15 protein-coding genes are annotated in these 14907 nt (G+C 66.2%); 4 read left to right on the top strand and 11 right to left on the bottom strand.

Annotation, left to right across the window (positions count from 1 at the left end; genetic code table 11):
- Positions 1-18: 18 nt before the first annotated feature.
- The 6 genes from KPL74_03400 to KPL74_03375 form a co-directional block, all read right to left on the bottom strand.
- A complete protein-coding gene (locus KPL74_03400) occupies positions 19-1704 on the bottom strand; it encodes a hypothetical protein (GenBank protein ID QWT21065.1) in 1686 nt (561 codons plus the stop codon).
- Between the two features lie 82 nt (positions 1705-1786).
- The gene (locus tag KPL74_03395; GenBank protein ID QWT21064.1) at positions 1787-1939 is read right to left on the bottom strand and encodes a hypothetical protein; all 153 of its coding nucleotides are present in this window, start codon (positions 1937-1939) and stop codon (positions 1787-1789) included.
- 42 nt (positions 1940-1981) lie between these two features.
- On the bottom strand, positions 1982-4192 hold the full coding sequence (locus tag KPL74_03390; GenBank protein ID QWT21063.1) for a TIR domain-containing protein: 2211 nt from the start codon (positions 4190-4192) through the stop codon (positions 1982-1984).
- A 165-nt stretch (positions 4193-4357) separates the two neighbouring features.
- Positions 4358-4933, bottom strand: a complete 576-nt coding sequence (locus KPL74_03385) for a hypothetical protein (GenBank protein QWT21062.1) — start codon at positions 4931-4933, stop codon at positions 4358-4360.
- Between the two features lie 139 nt (positions 4934-5072).
- Positions 5073-5522, bottom strand: a complete 450-nt coding sequence (locus KPL74_03380) for a lipid-A-disaccharide synthase N-terminal domain-containing protein (protein ID QWT21061.1) — start codon at positions 5520-5522, stop codon at positions 5073-5075.
- Between the two features lie 642 nt (positions 5523-6164).
- Positions 6165-6707 carry a YkgB family protein gene (locus tag KPL74_03375; protein QWT22570.1) on the bottom strand — a complete coding sequence of 181 codons (543 nt, stop codon included), beginning with the start codon at positions 6705-6707 and terminating at the stop codon, positions 6165-6167.
- A gap of 229 nt (positions 6708-6936) precedes the next feature.
- Between KPL74_03375 and KPL74_03370 the strand changes: the two genes are divergently transcribed.
- Positions 6937-7128, top strand: a complete 192-nt coding sequence (locus KPL74_03370; protein QWT21060.1) for a hypothetical protein — start codon at positions 6937-6939, stop codon at positions 7126-7128.
- Positions 7129-7159: 31 nt separating this feature from the next.
- On the opposite strand, the gene KPL74_03365 is transcribed toward KPL74_03370, so the two are convergent.
- A complete protein-coding gene (locus KPL74_03365; GenBank protein QWT21059.1) occupies positions 7160-8059 on the bottom strand; it encodes a LysR family transcriptional regulator in 900 nt (299 codons plus the stop codon).
- Positions 8060-8177: 118 nt separating this feature from the next.
- Between KPL74_03365 and KPL74_03360 the strand changes: the two genes are divergently transcribed.
- Positions 8178-8900 (top strand): SDR family oxidoreductase, encoded by a 723-nt coding sequence (locus tag KPL74_03360; protein QWT21058.1) that lies wholly within the window; start codon positions 8178-8180, stop codon positions 8898-8900.
- Complete coding sequence (locus tag KPL74_03355) at positions 8900-9385, top strand: RidA family protein (GenBank protein ID QWT21057.1); 486 nt, start codon at positions 8900-8902, stop codon at positions 9383-9385. The genes KPL74_03360 and KPL74_03355 overlap by 1 nt, the downstream gene beginning before the upstream one ends.
- Before the next feature lie 2 nt (positions 9386-9387).
- Here the strand turns inward: KPL74_03355 and KPL74_03350 are convergent, their stop codons facing one another.
- From KPL74_03350 to KPL74_03335, 4 genes are all read right to left on the bottom strand, one after another.
- Entirely contained in the window at positions 9388-10437 is a 1050-nt protein-coding gene (locus KPL74_03350; GenBank protein QWT21056.1) for a sulfite exporter TauE/SafE family protein, read from the bottom strand.
- 23 nt (positions 10438-10460) lie between these two features.
- On the bottom strand, positions 10461-11864 hold the full coding sequence (locus tag KPL74_03345; GenBank protein ID QWT21055.1) for a HAMP domain-containing histidine kinase: 1404 nt from the start codon (positions 11862-11864) through the stop codon (positions 10461-10463).
- The gene (locus KPL74_03340; protein QWT21054.1) at positions 11861-12526 is read right to left on the bottom strand and encodes a response regulator; all 666 of its coding nucleotides are present in this window, start codon (positions 12524-12526) and stop codon (positions 11861-11863) included. Before KPL74_03340 ends, KPL74_03345 begins: the two co-directional genes overlap by 4 nt.
- A gap of 64 nt (positions 12527-12590) precedes the next feature.
- A complete protein-coding gene (locus KPL74_03335) occupies positions 12591-14081 on the bottom strand; it encodes a SulP family inorganic anion transporter (GenBank protein ID QWT21053.1) in 1491 nt (496 codons plus the stop codon).
- Between the two features lie 314 nt (positions 14082-14395).
- Here KPL74_03335 and KPL74_03330 point away from each other — a divergent pair, with 314 nt between their 5' ends.
- The gene (locus KPL74_03330) at positions 14396-14905 is read left to right on the top strand and encodes a hypothetical protein (protein ID QWT21052.1); all 510 of its coding nucleotides are present in this window, start codon (positions 14396-14398) and stop codon (positions 14903-14905) included.
- Positions 14906-14907: the final 2 nt, after the last annotated feature.

The raw sequence follows: 14907 nt of genomic DNA, 5'->3' as shown, positions 1-14907 counted from the left end.
TCGCGCGCAGGCGCGCTCCTACAGTTTGCTGTGCTCGACCTGGCGTTCGCGTTGCATGAGGGTCCATTCGGCGTGCTCGGTGAGGGCGGCGTCGCCGAGGGCCAGCAGGATCGCCCGCTGCTGCGCCGGGTCGTGGGTCCGGTCCAGTGCCGTGCGGGCGCGGGTGAAGATGTGCTGCATGAAGCAGTACTGACGGATCAGTTCACGGTCGGCCTTGCGATACGCGTAGGCCTCGCGCACCGCGGCGACGATCGACAACACCGCCATGACCGTCACCAGCGTGACCTTCGTGCCCTCTTCAAGGCGCAGCGCAAACACCGCGAGGAAGGCGCTGATCGCGATACCGCCCCACAGGCTGATCCGCCCGATGGTTTCGGTGAGGTGGTGCAGGCCGGTACGTTCCGCGGTCTTGCTCTCGTAGTAGTGCAACTGCCCGGAACGGCCTGATTCGCCAACCCATTCGGCGATCACTTCGCGCAGGCTGGTTTCGTCAGGCTCTTCCGGGTGGGTCGAAGGGTACAGGCTAGCCGCGCGCATCACGTTGCGGATCCAGCCCAGCTCGATGTTCTGCTTCTGCAGGAAGTTGTCGTGCGCGAACTCGTGGTCGGCGCTGGTGGCGATGCCCGCCCGCCGCCAGCACGACTGGATACGCAAACCTTCGGCCAGCGCCCGGTAGTCCAGGTATTTGCGATGCCAGCCACGCCGGCCCGCGAGCATGGCCACGAAGCCGCCGGTGGCAAAGAGCAGCAGGAAAAAATAGATCAGCGAGTTATTCCCGGGCAGGTGCGCGTAGAAGGTGAACGCGATGCCCATCAATGCGGCCACCGTATAGGTGCCGCGCAAGGCGAGCACCACCCGCTTGCGGAAGTGCACCGCCAGCCAGTCGGCGGCATGGAACACCGCTTCGATGGTCGCGGTGGCGCCACAGGGGCTGCCGTGCAGGCTGCGCGGCGCATCGGCGATCTCCGCCGCGTGCCGCTGCACATCCACGTTGAACTCCGCCATGCGCTCGAACATCAGCCGGAAGTCGTCCGGCAAGTCGGCCCGGAACGCCATGTCCTCGACGCTGCGCCATCCGGCCTCGCCCGCCTGCAGGCCATCGGCGACCGGCTCGCCCGCACGCGGGCAAACGACGTGATACAGCAGACTTTCGTCGCCCCCGCCGAGGATATGCCGGGCGTGCGCATGGCGCAGGCTCGGCCCGGGCAAGGCGCCGGTGAGATGGTAATGGACGATCTGCGCCGTACCGCCCACGCCGTTGGCTTCCTTGCCGTCCCACAGCGCCAGCAACACGTGGCAGTGGCTGGCGATGTAGACACCCGCCTTCGCGTACTGCCGGTCACGCCCCGCGCCGGGTAGCCCGACGACGTGGCGTGGCGCCTCCATCAGGCGCGGCAGCAGGACGACTTCCGAGCGTTTGCTCAGCGACTCGAACGTCGCGCGCACACCGGCGTCGTCGAAGTCGTCGATGTAGAGATCGGGGGGAAGCGGCAACGGCGCCACCAGCCGCGCACCGATCGCCAGCGCTTCTTCGGCCACCAGCTGGTCGCCGCCTTCGGCCAGGGCGGACAGCACGAGCAGCGGCAGGTTGGGAAACGTATCGCGCAGCGTGGCGAAGAACGTGCGCACGCGTTCGCGCACGACCTCGCTGTCGCTGGCCGCGATATCGCGGTGACTGGTGACGCCGACGACCAGGGGGATCATGCATCGATGTCCGCAAGCGTTAAAAATCAGCCGCACGACACCGCGGGGAGCCTGCCGATCCCCGTGGCGCCGGCGCGATCGTTCAGTTGTTCTTGATCCGGGGCGACGTGGTCACGTTGGACGACGGATCGCCGGGCCTGGCGATGTCGCGCTCCAGGTCCGGGCCGTTTTCGTCCTCACGAAGCCGGCGGCTATCGTCTTCGTTGGTCGGTGCGTCGTTGGGGTTGTTCGCCATGATCGTCTCCTGCAGCGGTGGGTGGATCGGAAGCGCTCCGTGCTAGCGGTTTCCTCCCGCCGTGGCCGCGACCAGCTCACGCTGGAAGGCGGTGTTGACGGGGTAATCGATGCGTGCGGAGGCCAGCCGCTGGACCAGCGCCAGGTCGCGGTAGCCGGCGTTCCAGAGCTGGCGTACCGGCGGGTCGGCTTCACGATGACGGCCCAGGCCCAGCAGAGCCTCGACCTGCAGGGCGAGCAGGCGCGGATCGCCCTGCCCGCTCTTCACGCCGGCTACGTCGTGGACCACGGCCTCGCGCAGGGACTGCGCCGCCAGTGGGTCCGGCGTCGCCGCGGCGACGGCCAGTCGCGCCGCCAGCGTGGCGAGCAGTGTCGCGCGGTCGTCCGGCTGTCCGGCGAGCAAGGGTTCGAGCGCACGCCGCGCCTCGTTCGCCGACGCCAGTGCCGTCGCCATTTCTCGGCGTGCGCGAGCCTGGGCCGCGTGTTCGATGCGCGCCTCGGCGTCTTCGCGCTGCCATGCCGTGTTATCGGGTTCGTGCTTGCGCAGCGTGGCGAAGATCGGCAACGCCCTGCCGGATAACGCGGCCGCCGCGGGAAGATCACCTTGCAACCGGCGCAGGCGAGCCAGCTGGGTGGCATACAGCGCGAGGTGTTCCTGCGCTTCGGTGTTGCTCGGGTCCAGCAGCGCCAGCTCACCGGCCATGTCGACGGCGCGCTGCAGGCGCTCGACACCCTGTTGCACGTCACCGGCCAGCGCTTGCGTGCGACCGAGGATGGCGTGGATGGTCAACAGGCTGTCGCGCAGGTTCGCATCCTTGGGATCGACCTGCGCCAGCCTGGCGAGGATGTTTTCTTCGGCCGCATAGTTCGACACCGCGGTGGCGAGTTCGCCGCGCAGCAGGGCCAGCTTGCCAAGGTTGTTGTAGGCCGAGCCGAGCGATTCGGCCCAGTCTCCGTTCGCAGGTTCTGCCGCGACCAGCACCTGCATCAGCGCGAGCATCGCGTGGTATTGCAGGGCCGCCGTTTCCAGCTCGCCGCGCGCTTCCATCACATGGCCGATGTTGTTGTCGAGCATCGCCAGCTGGAAACCCAGCGCATGGTCCTGCGGCGCGATGCTGCCTGCGTGCCCGAGCACCGACTGCGCCTGCATGAAGGACGCCTGCGCGTGGTCCAGGCTGCCCTGCCGCCAGTACACCATGCCGATGAACGACTCCACCTCGCCCAGCGCGATCTGCCGGCGCAGGTCCCGGGGTGACGAAGCGGCAAGCCGTGCAGCCACCACGCGCGCGGCCTGGTACGAGGCCATGGCCGCGTCCAGCCGGCCCTGGTCGAGCCGCACGCTGCCGATCCGCTGCAGCGCCGTCACCCGCTGGGCCAGCGCGCGGTCGCTGGTTTCATCAGTGGGCTGCGCTTCGAAATACGCCATGGCGCGGTCGTCCACGCTTTCCATGATGTCCCGCCGGGAGACCTGTGCCAGCCGGTCGTTGAGGTCGCCAAGCATGAAGGCGACGAGGTCTTCGGCATCCTTCTGCCGGCGTTCCGCGACGTGGCTTGCCTGCACCGCTGCGCGACGGGCGATGGTGGCGTTGATCGCCAGGCCGGTGGTCACGACCATCACCGCGACGGCCACGGCCGACAGGGCCATGGCACGCCGGGCACGACGCTGCAGGTCGCGGCGTCGTAGCGTGTCCAACTCGATGCCGAGCATCCCGGCGACGAGTTTGTGCCGGGCACCGAGCTTGCCGTCGCCGCCCGGGCGCACGTCGGCGGCCAGCGGTTCGATCACGTCGTCGACCAGGTTGCCCTGCGCGTCGCAACGCCGGCGCAACGATGGTGGAAAGCATTCGTCCAGCGCGCGATCGGACGCCTGGCTCGCATTGGGCACGCCGCCGACGACGAGGCAGAAAATTCGCTCGCTGCCGCCCATGCGCTGGTAGCTGCGCACCTCCTCGTCGACCCAACGCGAGCGGGCCGCGTCAGGCGAACAGACCACCAGCAGGCAGGCCGACTGGGCAAGGGCTTCGTCGACCTTCTGGCCGAGGTCGCGCGCGGTGGCCAGTTCGTCGGTGTCGCGGAAGATCGGTGCAAGCCGGCGTGGCACGATGCCCGCGGGCGTCTCCTCGCCGACGAGGCGTCGCGGGATCGCATAGGTTTCGAGCGCGCGATGCAGCCATGCCGCCCAGGCTTTGTCCCGGTGGCTGTAGCTGATGAAGGCGCGATAGCGCAGCGCCGGCGGCGAACCTTCCCCAAGCACGCGTGCAGTCCCCACGGCAAAGCGGAGGGCACCCCATCCACCCCCGCCGGGACAAGGCACGCGCCTGCTTCGATATCCGGGCAGGCGAGCGTTTAACCTAGCACCAAAATGTGATGCCGGTCACAATTTATTACGTTTTACCCGGGTGTATAGACCCGGATCCGGTTACTGGTTTGCCGGGAGGTCGAACTTCTCCTGCTCCTCGCCGGCATAGGTCACGCGACGGATGTAAGCGGCGTTCGCCGTCTTGTCGAAGCGATAAAGCTCCAGCCCACCCTTGTTGCCATCGGTGGCCAGGCTCACGACGGCACCGGTGTCGTTGGCCAGGAGCTGCAACTTCGCCGAGCCATCCGCATCGACCACGAGGCCGCCACGATCCGACATCGATGCGCCGACGCCCTTGGGCGCGTCCAGCGACAGCGTTACCGAGCCGTCCGCGAAGGTCGACATGCCGCCTCGCTCGTCGCCCTTCGCATCGAAAATGCGAACGCCCGCCGACATGGCACGGCGCCATGCCGTGTCGTCCTGCGCAATCTCAACGCGCTTCACGCCGTGGTCGTCGCGCATGACCAATCGGTGCACTTCAAGCGAGTCGACCGTCGCCGATCGCGTACGCATGAAGGCAAGCCCGGCCAGGGCGAGCACGGCGATCCCCAGCAACTTGATCGAGATATCGGCACGCGCGAGCTTCTTCTCGAGCAGCGCCAGGCGCACCGCGGACGTATCCACTGCCTCTTCCATGCCATCGCTTCCAGAACGGGCGCATGCCCGGTACGCAACGTAGCGGTGACTGTCACTGCGCGCGTGCGCCGGAAGTCACGCCTGGACGAAGGTCACGGAACGCCGTGACGGCAGCGCTTGACGACATGGCGATGCGCTTCTAAGCAGGCGTCTCGCGGCGTTCACGGCGAAGCAGCCACAGGTTGCGACCGTAGAGAACGGGAAGGAAGGCGTAGCTAAGAATTATGGGTGTTTTATCCAGGTGCAGGGCATAGACGAGGCTGACCAGGCTGCCCCAGAAGCTCAGGTGCCAGAACAGTGGGGGAACGACAAGCTTTCCCCGTCGCTCTGACAGGAACCACTGAACCAGGAACCGACTAGTGAAGAGACACGCACCAACCAAACCCACGCACGTCCAGCCGATAGATTCCACGTAGAGCCAAGGAAGCCAACTTTCGAGATAAGGCTTAGCGAAACCCTCGTACACCATACTTTCTATCCCAACAGATCGGCGGTCCAAGTGCGCGCACCGCGCGGTGCGCGCACTACTTTCAGGTGACGAGATCAGATACCGGATCGAAAAAAGGTACTGAGCCAGCGGTCCATCCATCCGCCCTCCACCTGTCCATCGCCGGGAATGCACATGCGAACCGAACATGCACTTTTCTTGCGTATCTCTTGGCACCCTTCGAGTGACTTCTCAAAATCGTACTCATCCATCTCTTCTTCCAGTTCTGCGGAGTAGACCCCTTCTACCGAGGACGCCGCCCACTCCCCCCACAGGTGGTCACGACGTGGAAAAATTCTTCCGTGAGGCCCACGCGCAGTCGATCCGATATTTCGCAATATCTACCGAGCTAGAGGAGCATGCTCGTCTCGTCGTCTCGCTGATCCCAATGCCTCGAATGGTCGAGAAGAATCGGATTCGTCGAGAACTATTCGTCTCGAAATCAGTGGGTTGTGAGGTCGCCGACAATCGTGGCGTGACAGCCAAGTAGGCGCGAAGCGACGGTAGATCGGGAAAAGGATTACACCGGTCTCGCGATTTCTCCGACGACGAACGGCTCCTTAAGCTGAAACGTTTCGACGGCAAGCGCCTGGACTGAAGAACCGCCGTCGGCTATCAGAGGTGTCAACCATCGTGGCCTGCCGCAAGATATTTCCGCGGTTTCTTTTCGGATCGAGGCCGACCGGCATCCAAGCGAGCGCTCGGTGGGGCTCAGCGCCCGACCTTTCGACGTCACCCAACGCTTCACTCAGTGAGGATCCGCTTCGCCGCATCGATGCCGATGACCCATGCACCGGCGAGCATCAGGGTGTCCTTGATCACCAGCCGTCCGGCGCCCGAGAGATACGGGAAGCCGTGTTGCGCATCGCCCAGCGCGGGCACCCAGGCCTCCGGCGTGGTGAACAGGAAGGACAGGGTCACCAGGGTCGTGCCGAAGGAAAGGAAGGCGCCGAGCAGGCCCAGCCGCTTCGAGAACGGAAACGAAAGCACGAGGACGGCGATGCTGAGTTCGACGATGCCGAGGCCGTGCGAGAAGCCGTAGGTGTTGTTCTGCACCTGCCATGCGCGCTGCTCGGGAACGAGCTGGCCTTCATGGGTGAGGTGCGCCTTGTACTCGGTTGGGTGGTCGTAGAAGAACGACATCACGGGGCTGTTGGCGACGAAGGGGGTGATGCTGTCGGCCTCGTAGGGGACGAACTTCAGCGCGCCGATCCAGATGAAGACGATGGCGATGGCGACACGGACGAGGCTCGGGCCCAGCGATTCGAGGCGGACGAAGCGTTCCAGCGCGGAACGGAACACGGTGTTCATGGGGGCTCCAGGGATGGCGGGCGGGTTCGCCCTGACTGGTGCCTATGGTCTGCCGGTCGAGATGGGAGTTTTAGAGGCTCTTAGCGCATGATCTGGCGCTATCGTCTCAAGCAGGGCCTTTCCGGGCCATTCAGTTCGGGGGCTCGCTTTCGTGCCATGCTGACCCCAAGTTTGAGCACAAGCGCAAACACCTAAGGAATCTGCGATGAAGCGTTACACGATCCTGGTCGCCATCCTTGCCCTGGCCATCGCCTTCTACATGGCTGGCCTTGTGACCGGCGCCATGGCGCTGTTTGCCGCGGGTGCGTTGTTCGAAGGCGCGTTCTGGATTTCCGTGATGCGCAAGCCGCGGCCGGTCCGCGTCGTGGCACGCCGCACCGAACGCCGGCTGCGCTGATCCCATCCAGCCGCACCGCCCGCCCGGGCTTTCAGTCCCGTCGCCATGACGGGCTTTGCCATGCCGCAAGCGCTTCCAGGAACACCTGGAGGCGTTGCGGCATGTAGCGTCGCGTGGGATAGACCGCGTGCACGGGGAATTCGGGCGACGCCCACTCCGGTAGCAATCGCACCAGCTCGCCCTTCCCGATCTGCTCGTCGCAATACGCCGACGGCAGGAAGCCGATGCCGTGGCCGCGATACACGAACGCACTGACCGAATTGAAATCGCGACTGGATAGCGGTCCGGTGACGTGCACGCGCTCGGTCTTGCCGCCCTTCACCATCAGCCATTCCGACTGGTTGTTCCGCGCGTTGATCATCACGCACGCATGCCCGGCAAGGTCCCGCGGCTTCGTCGGCAGCGGGCGTCCGGCGAGATAGCCAGGGGTGGCGACGAGATAGCGCACGCTGCTGCCGATCGGCCGCGCCACCAGCGACGAGTCGTTGAGTTCGCCGTAGCGGATCGCGACGTCAACGTTTTCCCCGATCAGGTCGAGGAAGGCATTGGTGATGAACAGGTCGACCTGCACGCGCGGGTAGTCGCGCATGAAATCGGACACGAAGGCGAAGAACGCCGGCTGGCCCAGGATGACCGGTACCGACACGCGCAACAGCCCTTCCGGCGCCTTCTGCGCCTGGGTCAACGCGCGCTCCGCGTCGTTCAGTTCGGCGAGCGGCTCGCTGCAGTGGTCGTAGTACGCCCGCCCCTGCACGGTCAGGCTCAGCTTGCGCGTGGTGCGCTGGAGCAGGGTCACGCCCAGCGCGTCTTCCAGCGCCGTGATCCGCCGGCTGACGGTGGATACGGGCATGCCCAGCACCTGGGCCGCGCGGCTGAAGCTGCCGAGCTGGGCCACCCGGACGAAGATGCCGATGTCGTTGAGATCGAGCATAGGCGTACTTTTGCACCGATGGAAAAGAGATTCCACACTTTTCCGTCTAATAAATCAATCCGGATCGGCGGAAGCTATCGCTCCAGCAAGACACCTTCCCCATCGATCCGGAGTCCTCATGAACCGCAAAACCATCATCGTCACGGGCGCCTCGCAGGGCATCGGCGCAGGCATCGCGAAGAGCTTCCTCGACCGCGGTTACAACGTCGTCGCCACCTCGCGCAGCGTCAGCCAGTCGACCGACCTGCCCGTTTCCGACCGCCTGGTACGTGTCGATGGCGATGTCGCCAGCGCGGCGACGGCCGACGCCGTCGTCGCCTCAGCCCTGGAAGCCTTCGGCTCGGTCGACGGACTGGTCAACAACGCGGGCGTCTTCGTCGCCAAGCCCTTCGTCGATACCACCGAAGCAGACTACCGATCGCTGGTCTCGATCAACCTCGACGGTTTCGTCTACATGACCCAGCGCGTCGTGAAGCAGATGCTCGCGCAGGGCACGGGTGGCGCCATCACCAGCATCACCTCGCCACTCGCCGACCATCCGATCGCCGGCGTCCCCGCCAGCATCGCCATGATCACCAAGGGCGGCATCGAATCAGCCTCGCTGAACCTGGCCATGGAATACGCGGCACAAGGCATCCGCGTGAACACCGTCGGCCCCGGCATCGTCGACACGCCGATGCACGCGAACGGGCCGAAGGATGTGCTCGCCACGCTGTCGCCGATCCATGGCATCTCGAGCATCCAGGAAATCGCAGATGCCGTGCTGTTCCTCACCGAAGCGCCGCGCATCACCGGTGAACACCTCCGCGTGGACGGCGGCGCGCACGTGGGCAAGTGGTGATGGGCGCCGCGCAGGTAGTAGCGACCGGCGCGGAGCAGCGGTTGCGGGAGCTGGGCATCACCCTGCCCCCGCCGCCTTCGCCCTTCGGCGCGTACGTGGAAGCCGTGCAGATCGGCAGGATGGTGTACTTCAGCGGGATGTTGCCCGCCGTGGGCCACGACCTGCCGTTGCTCGGTCGCATCGGTGAGACGCTGGGCGTGGCGGACGGACGGCAGGCCGCCGAGATGGCGGCGTTGAGCGCACTTGCCGCCGCCCGGGCGTTCCTCGGTTCGCTGGACAAGGTCGTGGCGGTCGCGAAGCTAGGCATCTACATCGCCACGGTCGGCGATTTCCGCGAACACCCGGCGATAGCCGACGGCGCATCGGAACTGTTCGCAAAGGTCTTCGGTGACGACAAGCTGTCACCGCGCGTGGTGCTCGGCGTGGCCAGCCTGCCGCTGGGCGTGCCGGTCGAACTGGAGGTGCTCGTGGAGGTTGATGGGTGATGCTAAAGCACGTGCGTTTCCATGGCGTCGCCACGCCACAGCTGTAGCCGAAACGTGCGGCGCGTCAGCGACTGGACCGCTTCGAGCGCAACGCGGTCCGCACCGGCGGAGAGGCGCTCCGCACGTCGCCTGGCGCGCCGCGGAAGGTCGTCGATTTGCACCGCGTAAGCGACCTTCATCGGCCTGAGGTGGCGGAAGCGCAGGGTGGCGCCGCCGCCGAAACCGGCGAGACGCGCATCGAACCCGCCACTGACGCGCTGGGCACCGAGGGCGATGTCGTGGCGTTGCGCGATATCGGGCACGGAGCCGCCCAGCATGACGATGCCTGCCACGGTCATCGACGCATACCCCGCACGGCGGAAGAGCGATGCGCGCAGGTAGGGCAAGACGCGACGGACAACGAACGTCGCCAACACGGCGGCGGCGCCGACGATGGCGCCCGCGACGACCGCATCGCGCGTCAGCAGGCCGAAGTATGCGTACAGGGCGAGCTTGGCCATATGGAGAAGCGCTTCATTGGCCGCGCGCGTCGCGACCATTCGCTCACCGGATAAGCCCTGTCTAGCGTAGAAGCCGTTGAACAGCAGGCCAACCGCGCCGGTGAAGCCCGAAACGGCACCCGCAAGCACACCGATCGCTGCGAGGCCGATGCGCGACGGCCTGTGCACCATATTGGCCGCGCGTGGCTTTCGCCACAGCATCTGCAGGTTCGCCACGAGGAAGAGACCGACCACGCACTCGGCGTATACAGGACTTGCGTGTTGCAGCGTCCATGCGCCGGCCACGGCGCCGGGCAGCGAGAACGGCACGAACCAGCGAACGATGGCGAGGTCGATGTGCCGCAGGAAGACCCCGATGCGTGCCAGCGAACTGATGGCGCTACCCAGCGATAAGGCAACGGGAACCTGGGCCATCGCAAGTCCGGTCCTCAGCACAGGCATGAGGACAAGGCCGGCGCCACCGCCGCTTACGGCGCTGATCGCGAAGGCGACCACCGTGCAGGCAAAGAGCACGAACGCGAAGAGCGGATAGTCGAGGGCAAATCCAGGCATGCGCGGACGGTAGCCGGCGGGGCTTAGACGTCCCTTAGCACCTCGATCGCCAGCGGGATGCGCACACGCACACGCAGGCCCTTCCCCCACGGCGCGTCCTCGAGGCTGACTGACGCTTCGTGCAACTGCGCTACGCGCTGCACGATCGAGAGGCCGACACCAAAGCCATCGCCCAGGCTGGTCGATTCGCGGTGGAAACGGGTGAAGACGTCAGCGCGCTGCGCCGGCGCTATGCCGGGGCCATCGTCGTCGACGTCGAGCACCGCCACGTCGTCGTCCGCACGCACCATCACGCGCACGCAACCACCATCAGGGACATGGCGGCTGGCATTCTCCAGCAGGTTGCGCAGCATCGCGGCCAGCGCCGCCGGATACCCGACGACACGCATCGGCTCCTCGGGCACGTCGACCTGCAGGTCGAAGCGTCTCAGGTCGACCGTGGGCGACCACTCCCCGACCACCTCGTGCACCACTCCGACCAGGTCGACCCGCACCAGCGGCACGCGTGCATGGTCGTCCAGGCGGGCCAGCACCAGCAGCTGGTCGGTACGGCGAGCCAGCACGCGCAGGCTGTCGAGCGCGTCGGAGAGCGACGCGGCGCAGGCGTCGGCCGTACCGAAGGCGAAGGCGCTGTCGAGGTTGATCATCGTGGCGGCGATCGGCGTACGCAGTTCGTGGGCGACGTCGGAGCTGTAACGTCGCTCGCGTTCCAGCGCGCCTTCGATCGCTTCGATCTGGGTATTCAACGCATCGACGATGGGCCGGATCTCGCGCGGCGGATTAGCCAGCTCGATGCGTTCGTGCGATCCGGCGCGGCGGGCGGCGAGCAGGTCCGCCAGCGTCGCCAGCGGTCGCACGCCACGACGCACGGCCCAGCGCAACGCCAGGAACAACAGCGGCAGGCCGAGCAGGATCGGCAGCGTGCGCTCCAGCGCCACGGCATTCGTCACGTCGCGCCGGGTATCGTGCCGCTCGGCCACGGTGATCGTCACGCCCAGGGTCGGGTCGACCTGCGTGTACACATGCCAGCGCCGGCGCCGCAACTGCAGCGACACGATCCGCCCGTCGGTGGGCAGGTCGCGTGGCAGGGCATGCATGTTGTCGGTGACCAGCAGGATGTCGCCGTCCCGATTGGTGACCCGATAGCCGACCTCCGCTTCGTAGGTCGACACCGGCCCCGCACCGTTCGCGACCACCGGCACCGAGGGCAAGGCTTCCAGCCGTGGTTCGTTGGGCGACGCGGTGACCCCGGTCTGTCGGACCAGCGCGTCCAGCGTCTCCGCCGTCTGGCGCAGGCGTACGTCGGAGAGTTCGTTGAGTTCGGACAGGGTGCGGAACGCACCCAGGATCCCCAACGGCAGCAGCACCAGCACGACGGCGAGGCCGACGCGGCGACGCAGGGAGTGCTGGAGCGTGGGCGTGCTCACACCGGTTCCAGCGGCACCATGTAGCCGAAGCCGCGCACCGTGCGAACCGTGTCCTGGCCGAGCTTGCGGCGCAGCGAGTGGACCAGCACTTCCAGCGCGTTGGGGCCGACGTCGGACTCATTGCCGTAGACGGAGCGCTCGATGGTTTCCCGGCGGACAATGCGCCCGGCCCGCTCCAGCAACACGTGCAGCAGCGCGAATTCACGCCGGGTAAGCTCGATGCGCTCCCCCGCGAGCGACACCTCCATGCGCCCGACATCGAGCCGTACGGGCCCGGCTTCGAGCAAGTTGTCGGCGAGGCCCTGCGCACGGCGGGCGAGCGAACGGATCCGCGCCGCCAGCTCATCGAGGTGGAACGGTTTGACCAGGTAATCGTCGGCACCGGCGTCCAGGCCTTCGACCCGCGATTCGACGCTGTCACGTGCGGTCATCACCAGCACCGGCGTGCGCACGCCGGCCCGGCGGGCTTCGCGCAGCACCTGGATGCCGTCCTTGTTGGGCAGGCCCAGGTCCAGCAGCACCAGGTCCACGTTCTCCTGGCGCAGCGCCTCGAGCGCTTCGTTGCCCGTCCGCAGCCAGGTAACCGCGTGGGTAAGCCGCTCCAGCGCCCGCTTGATGGCGGCGCCAAGCTGCTCGTCGTCCTCGACCACGATGATGTTCACGGGGGAGCTCCAGGTTCTGCGTGGGCCCCATTTTGCACGACTCGCGTCAAAGGCGAAGCGCCCGCTAATGGGCGGCCGTGCCGGGCGCCCCGTCCGGGTCGCGGGCGCCGAGCCGGTCGACCAGCGCACCGCTGGCCTGGTTGAGCCCGCGCAGTTCCACCGCGACGCCGTTTTCGCGGAACTTCTGAAGCACCCGATCGAGCGCCCCCACCGCGGTCAGGTCCCACACGTGCGCGTCCTCGACGTCGATGACCACGCTCGCCAGCCCGTCCTCACGCACGTCGAAGGCTTCGGTGAAGGCATCCGCCGACGCGAAGAACACCTGCCCCCTGACCGAATACGTGCGTACGCCGTCGTCGGACAGCGAGCTGTCGATGTCGAGCATCCGGCCGACCTTGGTCGCGAAGAACACCGCCGAAAGCAGGACGCCGGTGAGCACGCCGCGGGCCAGGTCATGCGTCCACACCGTCACCACCACGGTCGCCAGCATGACCACGCTCGACGACGAGGGATGCGACCGCAGCGCGGCGAGCGAGCGCCAGCTGAAGGTGCTGAGCGAAACCATGATCATCACCGCGACCAGCGCGGCCATCGGGATCTGCCTGACCCACGGCGTGCCGAACACCACCAGCACCAGCAGGACGACGCCGGCGACCAGGGTGGAGAGGCGGCCGCGGCCACCGGATTTCACGTTGATCACCGACTGCCCGATCATCGCGCAGCCGGCCATGCCACCAAGGAAGCCGGTCGCCACGTTGGCCAGACCCTGGCCCATGCATTCGCGGTTCTTGTCGGCGCGCGTGTCGGTCATGTCGTTGACGATCTGCAGCGTCATCATCGATTCGAGCAAGCCGACCACCGCCATCGTCAGCGCGTGCGGCAGCACGATTTTCAAGGTCTCGAGGTTGAGCGGCACGTCGGGCCAGAGGAAACGTGGCAGGGAATCCGGCAGTGCACCCATGTCGCCGACGCGGTGGATGTCCATGCGGAAAACGATCGCGACGATGGTCAGCACGACGATCGCGACCAGCGGCGACGGTACCGCCCGGGTGACATACGGGAACAGGTAGATGATCGCCAGCCCCGCCGCGCACATCGGGTAGACCAGCCAGGGCACGCCGATCAGCTCGGGCAGCTGCGCAAGGAAAATAAGGATCGCCAGCGCGTTAACGAAGCCGGTGACCACCGAGCGCGACACGAAACGCATCAGCGAGCCGAGCTTCAGGGCGCCGATCGCCATCTGGATCACGCCGGTGCAGATGGTGGTGAGGAACAGGTACTGCAGCCCGTGTTCCTTCACCAGGCCGACCATGAGGAGCGCCATGGCGCCCGTGGCCGCCGAAATCATGGCGGGACGGCCGCCGGCGAAGGCGATGACCACCGCCATCGAAAACGAGGCGTACAGGCCGACCTTGGGATCGACGCCGGCGATGATGGAAAAGGCGATCGCTTCGGGAATGAGCGCGAGCGCGACGACGAGGCCCGAAAGCACGTCGCCACGCACGTTGAAGAACCATTGCTGGTTCCAACGAGTGGTATGCATGATGTTGTCCATGTGCGCCGGCGCCACGCCGGCAAGCGTCAACCCCGCGGCGGGTGGCCGCGGCCGTCATATCGTGAACGGCGATGTCTCAGGGTGGCGTAAGCACCGGGACGGTCTCGGGATGGGTCGAAGGGCCCGGAGCATAACCCACGCGGGCCGGCGATGCGAGGACGGCGGCCCTGTGTGGTCGGCGGCCCTGGCTTACGAATCGCCTCAGGCTTCTAGGCGGACTACATCGTTCGTCGGCGCTCGCCGACTGTGCCGGAGCGTACGTGAAACCTAGACTGATCCTGCCTCACTAGACTCCGCCACTGGACAGGATTGCCATGGACTATTCAGAAGTGTGTTCAGACGGCTTTGAAGAAAGCATCCGCTGGTTCATCAATTCGAATCGCGAGGATCCCTGGTACGAGTGGGCGCCCCGCCGCGATTGGTGGATCGGAAAAATGGATGAGTTGACGGAATCCATCGCGAACTGGCTGTCGCCGCTCATCGCCGAAGGCGCGGTCGGCTTCGAAAAAACGGCCGTTTGCCTCGAAGAGGGCTCCGTGGGCATTTATTGCGTAGCACAGGCCAACATCCAGTTAGGAAGGGCATCGGTGAAAGTCGTCCCGAAAGGAACGCTCATCGTTGGAGGCTTCGGCTGCGCTGAGCTGGAGACCCCTTTGGGGACGGCATCATTTCGGCTCTTGAACCTTACCGGCACCCAGGCCGCCGACCCCTGGAAAAATGCGACGTGGTATCTCGTCCATGCCTCCAGCGGAAGCCCGCTTGCTCCGCTAGATCGCGACACGTTTCAACGTGTTCTCCTCGACCTCCTCGGCCTCGGTTACTGACG

The organism is Bacillus sp. NP157 (assembly GCA_018889975.1).
In the GTDB taxonomy this organism is placed as follows: Bacteria; Pseudomonadota; Gammaproteobacteria; order Xanthomonadales; family Rhodanobacteraceae; genus Luteibacter.
Note: the sequence above shows the minus strand (reverse complement) of the source record. Positions and strands in the feature narration are given on the sequence as shown.